This is a genomic window from Gleimia coleocanis DSM 15436 (assembly GCF_000159015.1).
Classification (GTDB): Bacteria; Actinomycetota; Actinomycetes; order Actinomycetales; family Actinomycetaceae; genus Gleimia; species Gleimia coleocanis.
Genome location: NZ_DS999543.1, coordinates 374,813 through 392,540, shown reverse-complemented (window position 1 = coordinate 392,540; position 17,728 = coordinate 374,813). Strand labels below are relative to the sequence as shown.

Sequence of the window (17,728 nt, the reverse complement as noted above, 5' to 3'; positions counted from 1 at the left end):
TCAAATCTAGCACTCTCTGCATTTGACTGCTAACTTTGAGGTGTTTCTTTAGTCTCAGCAAGCCTCAGATTCCGTCACAAAATCAATAAGTTCTTCAACCCGCCCTAGCAAAGCCGGTTCTAAATCCTGATAGTTACGCACACGCCCTAAAATCGCTTTCCAACCTAAACCAATATCTTCTTTCGTAACCGCTGGTAATCCCAACGCCCGCAAAGTCCCCACCTTAATATCCGTCCCGCGGGGAACCTCCGGCCAGGCTTTCAATCCCACCCGCACTGGTTTCACAGCCTGCCAAATATCAACAAATGGGTGCCCTAAAACACGTACTGAATCCGGCCAACGCGCCTCTACAACCTGGGCAATCCGAGACTCTTTAGAACCGGGAACCAAGTGATCAACTAACACTCCCACACGAGCCTGCCGGGTTGGCCCAAAGACTTCCAGTACAGCTTCTAAGTGGTCAATGCCCTGCAGGTATTCAACAACCACGCCTTCAACCCGCAGGTCATCTCCCCAAACCTTTTCAACTAGCTCAGCGTCATGAGTTCCCTCAACAAAAATACGCGATTGTCGAGCAACACGCGCTCTATCCAACTTCACAGCACGCGACCCTGAAGCCGTCACAGCAGGATTATTTTCCACCTGCATTGGAATCCACACTGTTAATTCAACAGGTTTCCCATCCACCCAAAAACCCGGTCCCAATGGAAAACTACGCCGATTCCCCCGCCGGTCCTCTAACTCCACCAGGTGCATTCCCCCGGACTTTTCAACACGCACCACTGCCCCTACGAAACCTGAGCTGGGTTCTTCCACCACTAACCCCGGTTCGGCAGGCATTTTTTGTGACCGAGGGCGGGTAGCAAATGCCCCCTCTCGATGCGGATCCTGTTTCAAAATATCACTACCGTAACGGTCCCACATAAGTTCTTCTCCTCGTTTCCGGTAAAGATCGACTACCATCTGATAAGCATACTTTAATCCCCCGTTTTTCCTGAGGCAGTAGTACCATTAGCACTATGGATTTGTCACTGAATGTCACCCAAGTGCGAGCAGCACTCGCCACTGAACTCATCGCAGACACACTCACTAACCAAGTTTTCACCCAGGTTTCCTATAACTCTAAAAAGGTTATTCCCGGAGCTCTTTTCGTTTGCAAAGGCGCAAAATTCAATGTCGCCTACCTGGAAGAAGCCATAGAAAATGGCGCGCTCGCCTATATTTCTGAAGTTGCTTACCCCGTTGCTGCAGCGTGGATTCAGGTAAAGGATATTCGCGTGGCGATCCCTAAACTAGCTAACGCGTTTTACACTACCCCGTTTGCAGCTTTCCAACTAACCGGCATCACCGGCACTAAAGGAAAATCCACTACCACTATTTTCCTACAGCGGATTTTAGATACATACCTGGCTAACACAGGTAAAACCAGTGGAATTATTTCTTCCATCAACACCTACGACGGTATCGTAAATGAAGAATCCAGCCTAACTACTCCAGAGCCACTGGAACTTTTTGAACACTTCCATAATGCTCGACAAAGTGCTTTACCTTTCGTAACTATGGAGGTTTCCTCCCAGGGGTTAAAATACCACCGCGTCGGCGGAGTTCTCTTTGATGTAGGTGTATTCCTAAACATAGATAAGGATCATATTTCAGCTATTGAACACCCAGATTTTGAAGATTATTTCCAATCTAAACTGATGCTTTTTAAGCAGGTTAAGCACCTGGTAATTAACTTAGATTCTGCTGAAATCGATCGTGTTTTAGCTGCGATTCCCGCACATGTAACGGTAACAACCATCTCTGCTTCTAACCCGGCTGCGGATTTCTGTGCAACTAATATCAGCACTGACGGTTACTCTATTAAGTTTCAGGTGTCTGGTGAAGAAATAGACCTTGGTATTTCTGGGCTGTTTAACGTAGAAAACGCTTTGGCAGCAATTGCGGTAGCTCGCCATTATGGGATTCCGTTTACTGCTATTAAAGAAGCACTTTCTGAAATTCGTGTTCCCGGACGCATGGAACTCTTCATCGGTGAGAATCCTAATTTAGTTACTATCGTTGATTACGCACATAACCGTCTCAGCTACGAACGTCTTTTCCAGTCTTGTGAAGAGTCTTTCCCCGGCTTTAAAAAAATTATTATTTTTGGATGCCCAGGTCATAAAGCTTTAAACCGGCGCGTTGATTTGGCAGAAGTTTCTGACGAGTACGCAGATCACATTATCTTAACGATGGAAGATCCAAATGCAGAACCAGTTTCAGAAATCTCTGCAGACATCGCGAAGAATGTGAAACACACTCCGGTTTCTATCGTAGATGACCGGGTGGAATCTTTCGCGTATGCGCTATCTCTAGTTGAGGGTAAAACTGTGATTCTTTTTGTGGGCAAGGGTGATGAAACCACTCATAAGATTCACGGTAAAGCAGTTCCGTATCCGTCTGATGTAGAAATTGTTAGAGGTGCTCTAAACCTGTAGCGCAAGGAATCCACACTTATCTATAACTTTAGGGTATGTATTTTATGAAAAATACCCCCTAATCTGAAATTATCTACAGCAAACAGTACTTTGGGGTAGGTTTTTTGATAAAACCTACCCCAAAACTGCTTTTCCTTAAAGTTACTTGTAGTATTCGCGGATTAGCTCTACCGTTTCCAAAACATATTTTGCACTTACGTCATCAACATCTAGTTCTGGATTATATTCAACTAAATCCAAAGAACAAACAGAGGTATTTTCCAACAGCGCGCGTAAAATCTGGTGTGTATCCGCTGGTGTGAACCCTCCTGGCACAGGCACACTCACTCCCGGAATCAACTCAGGATCCATAGAATCTAAGTCCAATGAAACGTGCACTCGATCAACTGCCTGGAAATGTTTGACAATCTCTTCCAAACAGGCTGCTAACCCACGTTCTACTACTTCATCCCAGTAGTAGTGCAAAATCCCCAGTTTCTCTAAGTAAACTTTTTCACCTGGATCAACGTCACGCAACCCAATATAAACCATATGCTCTGGCTTAAACTTCGGGCCAGCAAAATGCAGATCGTTTAATTCCACAGATTCAGTAATCCCCAACAACGCAGCGATTGGCATACCGTGAATATGTCCTGAAGGCGTCGTGCTTTCAGTATTAATATCAGCGTGCGCGTCAATCCAGATTACCCCTAAGGTTTCTACTGAAGCAGAAGCAGCAGCTACAGTTCCCATGGCAGCTGCGTGATCACCCAAAATATGCAGAGGGGTTAGCTTCTCAGCATGTTTTTCCTGAGAAACTTTAGCTAAGTTTTCAGAAGTAGCTACAACTGATTCAAAGTTCTTCAAACGTGGATCATTCTTTACATGTTCACAAACTGTTTCAGCGACTACTTCTAAATCCAGCTGCGGGTTGAGTTCCTGCAAGCGGGTGAGGTTACCAGCTAATCCAGGGGCAGTTTCCCCCAAGTGGTTATTACAACCGATTACTTTAAGCATGTGTTTACTCCTCTAACTGTTAATTCAGTTTCTGTAATAATCCCGTGTGTTGATCATAGTACAAGCCAGTAACTCGCAACTGCCCAATTTTACAAAGCTGCTCTAAAGCCGCATGAGTTTCCAATACCTTAACCTGATGCAATATATTCAAACGAATAGCTTCATCTGCGGTAATGTCTGCCGTCGTTTCAAGAGAAGATTCTGCTCGAACGCCCTCGCGAATCCTATCTAAAACGGTCTGCAAATACGGGTCAGTCTCCCCTGAAACTGCCGCGGTCACTGCGCCACAGCCAGAATGTCCCAAAACCACAATCTCAGTAATTCCCAAACTGAACACTCCATAGTGAATCGTCGCGTATTCAGCCTCACTAATCGTATTCCCAGCATTACGCCCCACCAGGATTTCTCCCAGTTGCGCATTAAAAACCACCTCAGGAATAACTCGGGAATCCGCGCAAGTAACCAACGCCAGTAAAGGCTTCTGCCCACGTTCTGCCAGCTGCCTACGGGTTTCCGGACGGAAACAAACAGTCATCTGCTGGTCTTGTACCAGCTGCTCGTTCCGAGTCAAGTAATCTTCGAGAATCATTTCCTGCTACTTTCTTATACTCATTATTGCAACGATAGCAGAGAAAAAGACTTACTCGGACTTATTCTCAGGTTCACCCGTCTCAGGATCAATATAAGCGCCCTGCTCGTAATCATATTCCACCGGATTACCATCCTCATCGGTACGAATATACCAATCAGTATATTCTTCCGCAGTCGAGTCAAAATCATTACCCACACCGCGATCAGATTCCGGATCTACGGGTTCCACAGCAAGTTCAAAATTATCACCGTGTTCTTCAATACCGTAACGAACCGCATTAGAAATCGCGGTCTGCTCGTAGTGCTCACGAATCATCATTGGGTCAGTACGCAATTCTTTAACCAAGGCAAAACACATCAACACAATAATCACAGAGAAAGGCAAAGCCGTAACCGTAACTAAATTCTGTAATCCAGACAGTGCAGTTTTGCCACCCATCAGCAAAATCACCACCGCGATACCCGCCATAAGTACAGCCCAAAAACCAGTAATCCAACGATTAGGTTCTGGATTACCCTTTTGCGACAGCTGAGAGTTCACCAAAGATGCAGAATCAGAAGAAGTAATAAAAAAGACTGCCAGCATCAGCATTACAACCGGCGCAATCACGGTAGCTCCCGGCAAGTAATCTAATACCCGGAAGAACACTTCCTCAGATGGAGGAAGCATACTTATATCATTACCTACTGCCAGTTCCTGCAGTTCCCGCTGCTTGAAAATCGCAGTACCACCTAGGAAAGTGAAGGCCACGATAATGATGCTAGAAGGAATAAAAAGTACCCCGGTTACGAACTGGCGGATAGTACGTCCCTTAGAGATTTTCGCAGTGAAAACCCCTACGAATGGAGCCCAGGAAACCCACCAAGCCCAATAAAAAGTAGTCCAACCAGACAGGAAAACCTGCGTTTGAGGAGAATCAGCCATAGTTGCCCCCAGCATAGTGGGTAACTGATTAAAGTACTCCGCGATCACACCCGGCAGGATCGTAATAATAAAAACGGTTGGACCCGCGATGAAGAAAAATAACGCCAAGATAACGGCAAGCGCCAAATTAATGTTGGAGAGACGGCGAATACCTTTACCAACACCAGAAACCGCGGAAATGATAGTTCCAATAGTAAGGACTACGATTAGTCCAATCGCAAAAGCATTTCCTAGATCAGACCAGCCGGAAACCAGTTTCACACCGGAAGTAATCTGCATTGCTCCGATCCCCAGTGAAGCTGCGGTACCAAAAAGCGTTGCAATGATGGCCATGCCGTCTACTAATCTAGCCCAGACGGAAGTTGATTCCCCACCGAAAACGGGCGTGAGAATAGAAGACATCAAAGGCACGCGTCCCTTACGGAAAGATACGTATCCAATCGCAAGACCAACGATTCCGTAAAATGCCCAAGCGGTTGGACCCCAGTGTAATGCAGATTGCGCTAGCGCGCCGCGGATAGCTGCGCTAGATACGCCCTCGTAAGTGCCTGGAAGTGGGGAAAGGTAGAAAGTAAGGGGTTCTAACGCGCCAAAGAAAATAATGCCAATTCCTATGCCTGCGCCGAACAACATCGCTGCCCAAGAAAGGGTGGAATACTGGGGTTCTTCCCCATCCAAGCCCAAAGGAATCTTTCCGAAACGTGAGAAACCAATGGTAAGAAGGAATACGGGAAGGAAAATCGCTAATGAGTTAAACAACCAACCCATATTAAGCATGGTCCAATTCAATGCGGCTGAAGACGTAGTAAGCACCGATTGTGGAGAGAAAATACCCCAAAGAATAAATCCGATAACTAGGCTGGCAACGCCGATTAGAAGTGGTTTATCGATACCGTAACGGATTTTCTGGTCTTCGATGGAAACCCCTGGAACCAGGGCGGGGTGAATATTATGTGGATATTCGTCTAAATCTTTTAAGAAGTGGGCTGCACGGTTAGCGGTTTCAGAACCCGAGGATGAGAAAACTTGCTTTTTCGAACTATTCTTCAGTAACGACATAAATACCTAAAAGTAGCTAACATTATCTCTTCCAACCTAACAGAGTTAAAGAAAGTGCGCATTATTTAATAGTTGCCACGATGTTCTCTAACGTCATTTTTATACGTAGGAATGTTAAACTAAACTAGTTATTTATTTACCGAGTATCAGGTTTAGTTTCCCCATGACTGTTCTTTTGTCCCCTGCTTCAAACCACCCCGAAGTGCTGGAATTCAACGATTTTGTAGCTAACCATAGGTACGGCACTCTGATGCAGGCTCCGGCTTGGGCGCATGTTAAAAATACTTGGACTGCTGATTATGTGATTTTACGTGATGAGACAGGACACATCACTGCAGGTATGCAGATTCTGTCGATCAATAATCCTGTAGGCGGCGCTCTGCTTTACGCTAACCGTGGCCCAGTTATGGACCTGTATGACGTTAAACTTTTCGAGCAGCTTTTAGAAGAGGCTAAACAGGTTGCGCAGGCGCGCAATGGTTTTCTTTTACGTATGGATCCTGCGGTTGCTTATGACCCGGTTTTAGTCGCTGATTTACGTAAACTGGACCTGGTGGTAAAGTCAACTGAAGTTGAGGATAAGCATGCATTTACTAACCCCCCTTTGACAATGATTTTACATTTTAATAATCGTTCTTTTGAGGAGATTTTAGCAGGCTTTTCTTCGCGATTCCGCGGTAAGTTAAATAAGTCCTACCGCGGTGGTTTAACGACGCGTTTTGTTTCGGCAGCTGATCCGCAGATTGGGGACGCTTACGATACTTTCTATGATTTATATAAGGTTACGGGTGAACGTCAAGGGTTTGGTATTCGCCCGAAGGATTACTATGCGCGTATTTTAGAAGGCTTTAAAGATTGTGCCTATATTGTGATTACGCAAAGTGCTGAGGGGCAGCCTTTGGCTTCTACCCTGCTAGTTAATTACGGTGAGAAGTCAATGTACTTGTTTGCGGCTTCGGGAAATGAGATGCGTAATTTGAATCCTAGTGTGCAGTTGAATATCGAGTGTGTAAAGTTTGCTTTAGAGCAGGGTAAAACTCACTATGATATGGGTGGTTTATGGTCTTTCGATATGGAAGATGGCTTGTATCGTTTTAAGCGTGATATTTGCAGTGAGGCGGGTGCTCGTGAGTATCTAGGAGAGCTAGATTTAGTTTTCGATAAGGAAAAGTACGCTCAGTTTATTTCCTGATTCTAGATCCAACCATTTTCTTTCGCGATCCGGGCAGCTTCTGCCCGGTTTTTCGCATTTGTTTTCGAAATAATATTGGAAATGTGGTTGCGTACGGTTCCTGGGCTGAGAAAGAGTTTTGCAGCGACTTCTGCAACTGTGGCAGAGTCTGTGAAGGCTGTGAGAATTTCCTTTTCTCTTTGGGTGAATGGACTGTTGGGTAGGCTGAGGGCTTCTACAGCAAGTTGCGGGTCGATAACTTTTTGCCCGGCTTTGATTTTTTCGAGGGCGGTGACTAATTCTTTTGAGGGAGCGTCTTTAACTAAGAATCCCCGTGCCCCTGCGCTTAATGCTCTTTGAACGTAGCCGGAACGACCGAAGGTAGTTAAAATGCAGACTAGCAGCTGTGGGTAGAGTTTTTGGGCGTTTTCGCATAGCGAAAGCCCATCCATTTCAGGCATTTCGATGTCTGTGAGTAGAATGTCGATTTCTGGGTGTTGTTCTAGTAGTTCCAGGGCTTGATTCCCGTTGCTAGCTTGAGCGCTGACTTCTACTTCTCCTGTGAGTTCAAGGAGAGCGGCAAGTGCTTCTCTGACCAGGTTTTGGTCGTCTACGAGTAATACTTTCAGCATGCTTATCTTCTTTAGTATATTTAGGCTTGGTGGAAACTAACTTCTAGTATCCACTGGTTTTGGGTTTGTTCTGCGCTTACTTTCCCTAGGTTGCCAACGCGTTGTTTAAGAGAGTCAATACCTAGTCCGGTTCCGGCTGAGTTTTTCACGCTGTTAATATCGTTAGTTACCTGAATGTGAGTTGCGTCGATTGTAACCGCGATTTCGGTTGGTGAAGCGTGACGTAGCGCGTTTGTGATGGCTTCACGTAGCACGTAGGCGCTGATAGTTTGTAACTGTGCGGACTGGGTTGCATATTCCGCCCTCAGGAGCAGTTTGATGCCCGCTGTTTCGCAGATCCCCATGCAGTTTTGGATTTCTGCTTCTAAATCGAGTGCGCGGTTGGCAGCAACTACTGCGCGGACTTCGTTTAAGGCTTTACGAGTTAAGTCTTGTAGTTGTTTTAACTGCCCAGCGACTTTTTCAGTTTGTTCAGCCTCCAGGAGTTTCTCAGCTAATTCAGCTTTTAGACTAAGTGCCGTGAGGGTCTGCCCTAAAACGTCATGCAGGTCAGCACTAATGCGATTTCGTTCTTTCTCTTGGGCGTATAAGAGCTCTTTCGCAGCGTTTTCTCTACCTTGGTTGTCTAGGTCGATTGCTCTGCGGGACATGAAAACAGTGAATCCCGCAAGTAACAAAATCAGCGGGCTGAACTTGATTTCCCCTGGAATTAGAAAAGCTGTAACTGTGGCCAGAGCAACAGTTAAAAGAGCTCCGGGTAATAGGAGCGGTTTCAGCGCTTGGAGAATCCACAGGCTCAGAAAGTAACTGAGGAAGAATACAATCCCGATTCCTCCGACCAGATGAATTAACAGCATGTAAAGCACTGTGAATACTGCGAAAGAAACCTGCCAGGTAATAAACCGTTTGGTAACTTTGGAGGAACGCGGTGCGATGGGGAGAGCTACAGCAGTCAGCAGGTAGATTACCGCGTAGATTAAGGTACTGACTACGACTAGATACCAGGTTAAGCTGCCTGTTCCTTGTTGTGAGGCGGCTACTAGTGGGAATCCTAAGAATACTAGGAAAGGAGCTGAATGCGCTAAGACACTTTTAGTTTCTGACGGATCGGCTTGTAACTTCCAGTTACGCATATCAGTTCCTTTCCTAGTCCTTGTTTAAGTCTACTGGTAGTTTCAGCGTCCCGTATCACGCTTATTTCCCATCCAGGCTAGGAGTGCAAATATAAGCATCCAGACCAGTAGGTTAGTTACCCAGCCCCATTCAAAACCTTCACCGTAAATGGGGTAGGAAACTAGGCGGATACCACCGTAGAGAGGGCTAAACGGTGCCAGGTCTTGCACAAAGCTCGCCATCTGCTCAAGTGGGATGAAGATACCTCCTAAAAATGCAGATATTACGGTTAGTCCTGAGACCCCCGCATAGGCAGCGTCAGAGCGCAGTAAGAAACCGAAGGCTAACCCCATGAGGGTTGCCAGCAATGCACTAGCTAAGAGTAATACTCCGGTTATACCCCAGACCAGTGGCTCCATTTTTGCATCCGTATATGCCCCTACAGTAAAGGTAGTTAGGATCGCCAGTGTGATTATGGTTAGCGACGCGACAACACGCGTAAGTAAAAAAGCTAGGGGCGACATGGGGGTGAGGGAAAATAAACGCGAAACGCCGTTAGCGCGTTCTAGGGTAATACCTGCTGCCACTGAGGATCCGGCGACAGCTACCCCGTAGAATGCCATATTAACCATTATTTGCGCGGAAACGTTGGCATGTGGCAGTTCGATACTGCTATATTCTTTCCCCACTCCAAAAATCAGGTACATCATTACTGGCAAACCAACGGCAAAAATTAAGTTTAGTGGGTGCGCAGCGACTTTTTGAAAGGCGACGAGGGCGTTTTTTCCGAACCCTTTGAAACCATTCGAGGTAGGGATCTTTTTAATCTCTGCTAGGGTTTTCATCAGTTTTCACTTCCCTCTTTTGCATGACCAACTAGGCGAGTGTAGATTTCTTCCAAACTAGTGTTAGTTAGTTCCAGCCCGTAGGCTTGGGGCTGGTCCAACAGGTAGCGGGCTACTGCGTCAAAGTCTTTGCCGCTAAGTTCTAATGACTGCGGTTTTACCTGATAGCTGGTGATGTGGCCGGCGAATTTTTCAACTAGAGTTTTCGCAACTGCGTTTGCGCTCTCATCTGTGAATCTGATGTGGAGTATTTGCTCTTGGAAGTTGCGGCGAATATTAGCTGTGAGATCATCAATGAGGATTTGCCCATCTTTCATAATCACTGTGCGCTCAGCGAAAGCTTCGGCTTCGGCCAAGTAATGAGTAGCAAAAATAATAGTTTTCCCCTGATCGGCGAAACGTTGCATTAGTTCCCAGAATGTTTTGCGCGCCACCGCATCCATACCGCTTGTCGGCTCATCAAGAATCAGCAGCTGGGGGTTACCTACCAGAGCAGTGGCGAAACGAACTCGTTGTTGTTCTCCGCCTGATAGTTTCACAATTTTCTTCTGACGTAGCTGTGTTAAGTCAGTGACTTCCAGCAGTTCTTCCATTCCCAGCGGATTCGTATAAGTGCTTGCCACGCATTTTAAAAAAGTTTCCACCTTATAGTCCACCAGCAGTCCACCGGCTTGTTGCATAGCTCCAGCTAAAGAACGGCTGAGTGCTTCACCTGGTTTTAAGCCAAAGAGGCGGGTGTGCCCTGCGTTTGGTGTTTGCAATCCCAAACACATATCTAACAGAGTGGTTTTGCCCGCACCATTGTGCCCCAGCAAAGCTACAATTTCGCCTTGTTTAATTTCTAACGTTAAGCTATTTACCGCTGTTTTCTCACCAAAAGTTTTAGTGACTTCTTTAGCTTGCAAAGCTAAAGAAGCTTCATCTGTGAAAAGTGTTTCCATACTTCTAGTCTGCTGTTCGCAAGCGGCTATTTGAAGTATGCTTTTAACTATTTTTAGCCATGACATTTGTCATGGCTAACCTTCAAAACGCGCGAGTTGCGATTCGCGCGCAGACGAAACGCGGGAGTTAAACAGTGAGTTCGCGGGTGACGTAATCCGCTAAGAGGCGTCCTTGTAAAGTAAGTTGTAAAACCGCATCCCCTTGATTCGGATTTCCTGTTAAAGTCAGCAATTCTTGACCAACAAGTGCCGGAATCCGCCCTCGTAAATCCGGATCCACTTCACTCAGACCCAACCCGTCAGCAGTACGAATCTGCAGTAAAAACCGCTCTAAACTACGCTCTGCCGCAGTTAATTCCTCACCCGCTTGTGCCGGTGACAAAAACGATTCTCCCCGTCCTAAAGCATCTGCCCAAGCGCGTGGGTGCTTGCGATTCCACCAGCGTAGGTTACCTAAGTGCGAGTGTGCACCCGGGCCAATCCCCCACCAGTCATCGTCACGCCAATAAGCTAAATTATGCACGGAAGCATAAGTAAGCTGAGTAGTACCTGAGGACTCACCCGGTTCTAAACGCGCCCAATTAGAAATCTCATACCAAGCAAACCCCGCTTCAGAAAGTAACAAATCTGCCAGCTCATATTTCGCAGCCTCATCATCCGGATCAGGCATCGGTAAATGACCGCGCTGCACATCCTTCCACATCTTAGTGCCCTCTTCAATCACCAACGCGTAAGTGGAAATATGCTCAGTTCCAGCGGACAACGCGGCTGACAAAGACGCTTCCCAATCCACCAAGGATTCCCCAGGAGTTCCGTAAATCAAATCCAGTGAAGTATCCATACCGGCTTGTTGCGCCCACTTCACAACACGCTGAATCCGCTTCGGATCATGAGTGCGATCAAGAGTACGCAAAACCTGCTTAACCGCAGACTGCATACCAAACGACACACGCGTGAAACCACCAGCAGCTAATGTTTCTAAACTACGCGCATCTACAGAATCAGGATTCGCTTCAGTAGTTACCTCACAGTTAGGTGCGAAACTAAACTTTGTGCGCGCGTATCCTAGCACCTCTGCTAAATGCTGAGCATCCAGCATCGTTGGGGTTCCCCCACCTACAAAAACTGATTGCACAGGATTATGCTCGTAAGGAGCTAAAACTTGCGCCGCTAAATCAATCTCACGGAAAACGCTCTGATGATAGGAGCTTATATCCGCTCCTTCACCAAAGCCAACCGTATAAGTATTAAAATCGCAGTATCCGCAACGCACTTTACAAAAAGGCACATGAATGTAAAGGGAAAGATTTTTAGAAGTCTTTCCCACTACAGCAGGGTCGGGTACGCCATCTGCCGGCCAGGCGATGCCTTCCGGAAGTACAGGAGTCACAGTGTTTACCGTTTCGAGTTAAACGCGTGGCAGGCGAACGCCAACAATATCATAAGAATCCCGTCCCTGGCGATCCCCACGATTCTCAAAATGAGTCTTCACGCGCCCCTCAAAACGAGGTGCGTAGCCACCACGAGTAGCATCTTCTTCCTCAGGATCAGGGCGCTCCCCCAAATGCGGATTCTTAAAAAACGCACAGCCTTCAACTACATCTCGCATCTGCCAAGCATAGTTTTGCCAGTCAGTTGCTAAACGCCAAGTTCCCCCATCTTTAAGCAGACGAGCAACCTCTTCCGCAAACTTTGGGTTAACCAAACGACGCTTATGATGCTTTGACTTACGCCAAGGGTCGGGGAAGAAAACCCACACTTCCGTCGCTACCCCATCAGCTAACATGATTGGCAGTGCTTGAGCAGCATCAGCTTCCACCAGACGAATATTAGTTACCCCCGCAGCTACTGCCCGCGCAATAGTTTTACCAATGCCTTGACGGTAAACTTCAAAAGCTAAAAAGTTCATTTCTGGGTGTTCTTTAGCGTAAGCAACAATCTGTTCACCATTACCAGGACCGATTTCAACAACCAAAGGCGCTATACGACCAAAAGTAGCTTCCAAGTCCAGGCGGAAACCATCCGCTACCGTGGTGTATCCTTCTGCACGCGGCACATCAATCACATACTGATCAGCGTATTGATCCCAGGTGCGTTGAATCCCCGGGTTCAGTTCCCGACCGCGACGGGTAAAGGACTTCACACGGGCAATGAAAGGAGTTTTTTCATTTTCCATACTAGTTCTTCCCCTGTGGTGCTTCAGAAGTTAAAGCAGCAATGAAAGCTTCCTGTGGCACGTCTACACGGCCAATGGACTTCATACGCTTCTTACCTTCCTTCTGCTTTTCCAGCAGCTTACGCTTACGAGTAATATCGCCACCATAGCATTTAGCCAGCATATCCTTACGCAATGCTTTAATAGTCTCACGTGCAATCACACGAGAACCTACCGCAGCCTGCACGGGGACTTCGAACTGCTGACGAGGAATGAGTTCCTTCAACTTCTTTGTCAGCTTCACGCCATAGGAATAAGCGGCATCCTTGTGAACAATCGCAGAGAAAGCATCCACCTGCTCACCGTTAAGTAAAATATCAACGCGCACCAAGTCAGCAGCCTGTTCCCCCGCTGGCTCGTAATCCAAGGAAGCATAACCGCGGGTACGAGACTTCAAAGAATCAAAGAAGTCAAAAACGATTTCTGCCAGCGGCAAAGTGTAGTGCAGTTCTACACGGTCTTCAGAAATATAGTCCATACCGCCCATAATGCCTCGACGTGCCTGGCACAATTCCATGACTGAACCTACAAATTCCTTAGGGGTAAGAATCGTGGAACGTACAACAGGTTCCAGCACTTCATGTACCTTCCCGGATGGGTATTCACTTGGGTTAGTAACCACAATTTCAGAACGGTCTTCAGCCACCACACGGTAGATAACGTTTGGAGCAGTTGCAATCAAAGAAAGATTAAACTCACGTTCCAATCTCTCACGCACGATTTCCAAGTGCAGCAACCCTAAGAAACCACAACGGAAACCGAAGCCCAGAGCAGCTGAGGATTCTGGTTCGAAAGTAAGTGCCGCGTCATTAAGTTGGAGTTTTTCTAAAGCCTCACGCAGGTTCGGGAAGTCCGAACCATCAATTGGGTACAGACCAGAGTAAACCATTGGCTTAGGCTCTTCATAACCAGCCAGTGGGATTTCTGCACCGCGAATAGCAGTAGTTACCGTATCGCCTACCTTAGATTGGCGCACGTCCTTAACACCCGTAATCAGGTAACCTACTTCACCGACGGACAAACCTTTAGTAGAAGCAGGTTCCGGAGAAATAACGCCTATTTCCAAAACCTCGTGAGAAGCCGCAGTAGATATCATCTTAATACGTTCACGCGGATTCAAAGTGCCGTCAACTACACGAACATAAGTAACTACACCACGGTAAATGTCATAAACGGAGTCGAAAATCAACGCGCGAGCAGGCTTATCCTTATCACCTTTAGGAGATGGGATTCGACGCACGATTTCGTCCAGCAGTTCTTCTACACCTTCGCCGGTTTTACCGGAAACCTTCAGAATATCTTCTTCATTACAGCCAATCAGGTTCGCAATTTCTGCCGCATATTTTTCAGGCTGGGCGCTGGGTAGGTCAATCTTATTCAACACTGGAATGATTTCCAGGTCGTTGCTCATTGCCAAGTAAAGGTTCGCCAGAGTCTGCGCTTCAATACCTTGGGCAGCGTCAACTAGCAACACTGCACCTTCACAAGCAGCTAAAGAACGCGACACTTCATAGGTGAAGTCCACGTGTCCCGGAGTGTCAATCATATTCAACGCGTAGCCGGTCCCTTCAAGCTCCCACGGCATACGAACTGCCTGAGACTTAATGGTGATACCACGTTCGCGTTCAATGTCCATGCGGTCCAGGTACTGGTCACGCATATCACGTTGCTGAACTACGCCGGTTTTCTGCAACATACGGTCAGCCAAAGTGGACTTACCGTGGTCAATATGAGCGATAATGCAGAAGTTACGGATGAGCTCCGGAGCAGTTGCAGCAGGCTGAATATACTTAGCCTGCGCCTCGCTAACAACTGGTGACACTTGTACCTACCTTATGATTTTGAACATTCAGAGCAATTTTCGCATGTCCAGCTGTTTAGAGCGAATTAATTAAAGTAGATGTGGCACATTCCGCCCTAAAATACAATTACTGCGGGTCGATTATCATTCCCCTACGCATTTCTTCCCGGCGTGCTTTAGCGAAGCGCTGCTTTTCTTCCCAGCCGAGGGCGGTTTCCACAATCTTCTGACGCCGTTCAGTAGTTACCACCTGGTTCAACTCTGAAGGGGTTAGGTCCAGCAAATAATCCCCACTAGGTTGGGCTAACATCACCCAGTTCGCGAAGTTTAATATCTTTGCGGAAGTCAATGCTGAACCGCCCTCGGGAATAATCCAAAGTGGTTCTTCCGCCAGCGTTTCTTCCACCTCTTCTTCATTGAAATCTAAGCTAATTCCATATTCAGCAGCCACCCTGCGCAGCTGCCAACGGGGCCAGAAACTAGCCGCATACGCTACCAACGCGACACCGGTTAATCCTAATAGTCCCAGCACTACAGCCCACAGCCCAGTACTCATATTCGGCCCCATCGTCATAAACCCCGCAGTCAAAACAATTCCCGCGAACACCAACAGCCAATGCCGGTTATGATCCCACCACCAAGCACGATCCACAGCCGCCTGCACTTGCGCCGGCGTTCCTTGTTGTATTAGCTTCGTATCGTCTTGATCCCAACCTGTTTCTAAACTTTCTAACGCCGCAGCCATCGCAAACCCACGTAGACGCCAGCGCTTAAACTCCTCTCCCGCTTCAGTTTCCAACCATTCCAGATAGTCGCGTCGGTCAAACGGATCCAAATAATTTAGTGCCTCATCGAATTGCGCGTTTATTTCCTTACCGCGTTGTAAAACCAGTGTTGCCTGCGGGTCATTGCGCAGTCCGATAGGGGTAGCGAGGGTAATCCCAGGAGTGTAGATAACTTTCAACGCCGAACGTAGTGCCGGCATTCCGATTATTTCGGAGTTTTCCAAGGTTCCTCCCAGGTACTGTTTCTATACTTAGTATTAGTTTAGTTGATTACTGAAAACCAGCCCAGTTTCAGCTATTGAGAGGACTATTGATGTACGAAGATGATTTCGTGAAAAACCAAGCTTTTTCCCCTGGTGGTTTTGGCTCTCAGAACGCATACGAAAAAGCTACACAGGTAAAGATTGTAGCGCTTGATACCGGCGCTCGTTTTCTTTCGGCTATTATCCGTCTGCCCGGCACCTTATTGATTCGATTGGGTTTGCTTAGTTCTCTAACAGCTACTGTGTTAGTGCTATTAGCCATGCAGGGGTCTGCTTCAGTTGCGTGGAAGTTCGCTTTAGGTGCCAGTATTATGTCACTGGTTGTTTTGGGTTTGTTTACCTGGCGTCGTCAAGACCTTTTAAAACGTTTAGCTAAATCAGGTCCCGCGCAGGTGGTTTCTCTTTCAGGAGCGCAGCTTATTTTTCCAGAATCCCCGGCTAGCCCCACAGATCAGCTTAACTCTTTCGCGCGGAGTGAGGCCGAGGCTGTGGCAGCTGCACGAGCTGAGTTTGCTGATAGGCGGGCTCGGTTTTTGCCTGGTATTGAAGCTGGGCAACGGGCGTTGCGTCAGTTAGCTGGGGGTGTTTACGAGGGCGATTGGTTTAATCATGATCTGCGCCCAACACTGATTTTGTTTATTCTGGGCTTTTTGTCGATGCCGGTGATGTTTTTTATTAGTATTTTGGCTCTTATTGGGCTGTTAGTTGGCGCTTAGTTTAGTGACTGTTGTTGTTAGTGCTTGTGGCGGTGATTGGCTTCACCTATTTTATTTAGTTTAGGGCGTGGATTTAAGCGGTTTTCCTGCTAGTATTGCTAGTGGATTCAAGCCTGGTCGGGCTTGGGACCACGCTGGGTTGTTTGCCATATTCTCGAGTGTCCCCCACTGAGTTGTCTAGACCCAGCAAGCCCTCAACCGACCCTGTAATCTAACAAAAAGAGAGTAAGTACTGTGGCAAATATCAAGTCCCAGATGAAGCGCATCAAGACCAACGAAAAGCGTCGCATCCGCAACAAGGCTGTAAAGTCTGAACTTAAGACTTTCGTACGTCGCGTTCGTGAAGCAATCGTTGCTGGTGATCGTGAAGCTGCTGAAGCTGCTTTGCGCCTGGCTGGCAAGAAGCTCGATAAGGCAGCTTCTAAGGGTGTAATCCACCGCAACCAGGCTGCTAACCGTCAGTCTAAGCTGGCACAGCAGATCGCTAAGATGTGATTTTCTCTTAAATAGTTGTGGGGTGTGCACTTTAAGTGCACACCCCACAACTATTTTATTTTCTATGCTTGCCTGGCTTCACTAAGCACTCTTTGCGCTAGTTTAAGGTAACAGTAGAGGGCTACGCAGAATAGCAAAAACATTACTACGCCGTAGGTTCCTAAAAGGAACATGGTTACGAGTTGTCCGATGAAAAGTCCATCGACCAGGCCAAAACCAAATTGGGTAAGATAAATCTTCGTTTTTAGTTCAGATACATAGTTTGCAACTAAAAGGAATACAAACGGCGCGAGGATCGAAGTCACGCTTATGGCGATTAGTATCGTTTCAGATCCGTAAAATGGGTAGGTTCCGCTTCCCTCAATGTAGGCGTTTGGTAATAGTACGAAGCCGATTGCAATTAACCATTTTTCTGTTGCAGTCTCTGGATACAAAGCTCCTAGGATTTTCCTAAACTTAGCTTCCACTTCTTTCACTTTCTAATAGTTATTTTGCGAGTTTTTTCATTCTGTAACTTCATTGTTTATAAACGTAAAACTAAGTATTTCAAATAGATAACCTGTAGATGCGATTTGTTATTCAGTATAGATAAAAATCACCTTGTCAATACTAATAACCGTGTTTATCCCATGCGTTGCGTTCAATGAACGCCTGCATTTGCGCTTTAAACCAGACACTGCCAAGGGCAAATAAGATAGAT

The 17,728-nt window shown here is 46.8% G+C and carries 17 protein-coding genes; 4 read left to right on the top strand and 13 right to left on the bottom strand.

Translation table 11 applies throughout. The annotated features are described in order from the left end of the window. Nucleotides 1-54: 54 nt before the first annotated feature. On the bottom strand, nucleotides 55-963 hold the full coding sequence (locus HMPREF0044_RS03585) for a DUF3097 domain-containing protein (RefSeq protein ID WP_006546747.1): 909 nt from the start codon (nucleotides 961-963) through the stop codon (nucleotides 55-57). 56 nt (nucleotides 964-1,019) lie between these two features. Here HMPREF0044_RS03585 and HMPREF0044_RS03580 point away from each other — a divergent pair, with 56 nt between their 5' ends. Beyond that, nucleotides 1,020-2,480 (top strand): Mur ligase family protein, encoded by a 1,461-nt coding sequence (locus HMPREF0044_RS03580; RefSeq protein ID WP_006546746.1) that lies wholly within the window; start codon nucleotides 1,020-1,022, stop codon nucleotides 2,478-2,480. Between the two features lie 141 nt (nucleotides 2,481-2,621). On the opposite strand, the gene HMPREF0044_RS03575 is transcribed toward HMPREF0044_RS03580, so the two are convergent. Genes HMPREF0044_RS03575 through HMPREF0044_RS03565 form a run of 3 tightly spaced genes read right to left on the bottom strand, consistent with a single transcriptional unit; the run spans nucleotide 2,622 to nucleotide 6,051 of the window. Next, nucleotides 2,622-3,476, bottom strand: a complete 855-nt coding sequence (locus HMPREF0044_RS03575) for an arginase (RefSeq protein ID WP_006546745.1) — start codon at nucleotides 3,474-3,476, stop codon at nucleotides 2,622-2,624. A 19-nt stretch (nucleotides 3,477-3,495) separates the two neighbouring features. Further along, nucleotides 3,496-4,065 (bottom strand): carbonic anhydrase, encoded by a 570-nt coding sequence (locus HMPREF0044_RS03570; protein ID WP_006546744.1) that lies wholly within the window; start codon nucleotides 4,063-4,065, stop codon nucleotides 3,496-3,498. 51 nt (nucleotides 4,066-4,116) lie between these two features. Next, complete coding sequence (locus HMPREF0044_RS03565) at nucleotides 4,117-6,051, bottom strand: BCCT family transporter (RefSeq protein ID WP_006546743.1); 1,935 nt, start codon at nucleotides 6,049-6,051, stop codon at nucleotides 4,117-4,119. Between the two features lie 163 nt (nucleotides 6,052-6,214). Between HMPREF0044_RS03565 and HMPREF0044_RS03560 the strand changes: the two genes are divergently transcribed. After that, the gene (locus HMPREF0044_RS03560) at nucleotides 6,215-7,243 is read left to right on the top strand and encodes a lipid II:glycine glycyltransferase FemX (protein WP_006546742.1); all 1,029 of its coding nucleotides are present in this window, start codon (nucleotides 6,215-6,217) and stop codon (nucleotides 7,241-7,243) included. 2 nt (nucleotides 7,244-7,245) lie between these two features. Here the strand turns inward: HMPREF0044_RS03560 and HMPREF0044_RS03555 are convergent, their stop codons facing one another. From HMPREF0044_RS03555 to HMPREF0044_RS03520, 8 genes are all read right to left on the bottom strand, one after another. Continuing rightward, entirely contained in the window at nucleotides 7,246-7,854 is a 609-nt protein-coding gene (locus HMPREF0044_RS03555; protein ID WP_006546741.1) for a response regulator transcription factor, read from the bottom strand. A gap of 20 nt (nucleotides 7,855-7,874) precedes the next feature. Beyond that, the gene (locus tag HMPREF0044_RS03550; RefSeq protein ID WP_006546740.1) at nucleotides 7,875-8,987 is read right to left on the bottom strand and encodes a histidine kinase; all 1,113 of its coding nucleotides are present in this window, start codon (nucleotides 8,985-8,987) and stop codon (nucleotides 7,875-7,877) included. Nucleotides 8,988-9,029: 42 nt separating this feature from the next. Beyond that, complete coding sequence (locus tag HMPREF0044_RS03545) at nucleotides 9,030-9,812, bottom strand: ABC transporter permease (protein ID WP_006546739.1); 783 nt, start codon at nucleotides 9,810-9,812, stop codon at nucleotides 9,030-9,032. Further along, entirely contained in the window at nucleotides 9,812-10,753 is a 942-nt protein-coding gene (locus HMPREF0044_RS03540; protein WP_040312775.1) for an ABC transporter ATP-binding protein, read from the bottom strand. Before HMPREF0044_RS03540 ends, HMPREF0044_RS03545 begins: the two co-directional genes overlap by 1 nt. Nucleotides 10,754-10,880: 127 nt before the next feature. Next, on the bottom strand, nucleotides 10,881-12,143 hold the full coding sequence (gene hemW / locus HMPREF0044_RS03535; RefSeq protein WP_006546737.1) for a radical SAM family heme chaperone HemW: 1,263 nt from the start codon (nucleotides 12,141-12,143) through the stop codon (nucleotides 10,881-10,883). 18 nt (nucleotides 12,144-12,161) lie between these two features. Further along, nucleotides 12,162-12,929 carry a tRNA (guanosine(46)-N7)-methyltransferase TrmB gene (gene trmB / locus HMPREF0044_RS03530; RefSeq protein ID WP_006546736.1) on the bottom strand — a complete coding sequence of 256 codons (768 nt, stop codon included), beginning with the start codon at nucleotides 12,927-12,929 and terminating at the stop codon, nucleotides 12,162-12,164. Between the two features lies 1 nt (nucleotide 12,930). Continuing rightward, nucleotides 12,931-14,790, bottom strand: coding sequence for a translation elongation factor 4 (gene lepA / locus HMPREF0044_RS03525; RefSeq protein WP_006546735.1), 1,860 nt, complete (start codon nucleotides 14,788-14,790; stop codon nucleotides 12,931-12,933). 106 nt (nucleotides 14,791-14,896) lie between these two features. Beyond that, entirely contained in the window at nucleotides 14,897-15,778 is an 882-nt protein-coding gene (locus HMPREF0044_RS03520) for a hypothetical protein (protein ID WP_141553826.1), read from the bottom strand. 89 nt (nucleotides 15,779-15,867) lie between these two features. On the opposite strand from HMPREF0044_RS03520, the gene HMPREF0044_RS03515 reads away from it, so the two are divergent. Continuing rightward, on the top strand, nucleotides 15,868-16,533 hold the full coding sequence (locus HMPREF0044_RS03515) for a hypothetical protein (RefSeq protein ID WP_006546733.1): 666 nt from the start codon (nucleotides 15,868-15,870) through the stop codon (nucleotides 16,531-16,533). Nucleotides 16,534-16,767: 234 nt separating this feature from the next. Continuing rightward, nucleotides 16,768-17,028, top strand: a complete 261-nt coding sequence (gene rpsT / locus HMPREF0044_RS03510; RefSeq protein ID WP_006546732.1) for a 30S ribosomal protein S20 — start codon at nucleotides 16,768-16,770, stop codon at nucleotides 17,026-17,028. A gap of 62 nt (nucleotides 17,029-17,090) precedes the next feature. Here the strand turns inward: rpsT and HMPREF0044_RS03505 are convergent, their stop codons facing one another. Next, complete coding sequence (locus tag HMPREF0044_RS03505) at nucleotides 17,091-17,495, bottom strand: hypothetical protein (protein ID WP_040312773.1); 405 nt, start codon at nucleotides 17,493-17,495, stop codon at nucleotides 17,091-17,093. Between the last annotated feature and the right edge of the window lie 233 nt (nucleotides 17,496-17,728).

What these genes read in the sequence shown, in the direction of transcription:
- HMPREF0044_RS03585 (WP_006546747.1), bottom strand. Translation starts at nt 963, where the DNA reads ATGGTAGTCGATCTTTACCGGAAACGAGGAGAAGAACTTATGTGGGAC.
- HMPREF0044_RS03580 (WP_006546746.1), top strand. Translation starts at nt 1,020, where the DNA reads ATGGATTTGTCACTGAATGTCACCCAAGTGCGAGCAGCACTCGCCACT.
- HMPREF0044_RS03575 (WP_006546745.1), bottom strand. Translation starts at nt 3,476, where the DNA reads ATGCTTAAAGTAATCGGTTGTAATAACCACTTGGGGGAAACTGCCCCT.
- HMPREF0044_RS03570 (WP_006546744.1), bottom strand. Translation starts at nt 4,065, where the DNA reads ATGATTCTCGAAGATTACTTGACTCGGAACGAGCAGCTGGTACAAGAC.
- HMPREF0044_RS03565 (WP_006546743.1), bottom strand. Translation starts at nt 6,051, where the DNA reads ATGTCGTTACTGAAGAATAGTTCGAAAAAGCAAGTTTTCTCATCCTCG.
- HMPREF0044_RS03560 (WP_006546742.1), top strand. Translation starts at nt 6,215, where the DNA reads ATGACTGTTCTTTTGTCCCCTGCTTCAAACCACCCCGAAGTGCTGGAA.
- HMPREF0044_RS03555 (WP_006546741.1), bottom strand. Translation starts at nt 7,854, where the DNA reads ATGCTGAAAGTATTACTCGTAGACGACCAAAACCTGGTCAGAGAAGCA.
- HMPREF0044_RS03550 (WP_006546740.1), bottom strand. Translation starts at nt 8,987, where the DNA reads ATGCGTAACTGGAAGTTACAAGCCGATCCGTCAGAAACTAAAAGTGTC.
- HMPREF0044_RS03545 (WP_006546739.1), bottom strand. Translation starts at nt 9,812, where the DNA reads ATGAAAACCCTAGCAGAGATTAAAAAGATCCCTACCTCGAATGGTTTC.
- HMPREF0044_RS03540 (WP_040312775.1), bottom strand. Translation starts at nt 10,753, where the DNA reads ATGGAAACACTTTTCACAGATGAAGCTTCTTTAGCTTTGCAAGCTAAA.
- trmB (WP_006546736.1), bottom strand. Translation starts at nt 12,929, where the DNA reads ATGGAAAATGAAAAAACTCCTTTCATTGCCCGTGTGAAGTCCTTTACC.
- HMPREF0044_RS03515 (WP_006546733.1), top strand. Translation starts at nt 15,868, where the DNA reads ATGTACGAAGATGATTTCGTGAAAAACCAAGCTTTTTCCCCTGGTGGT.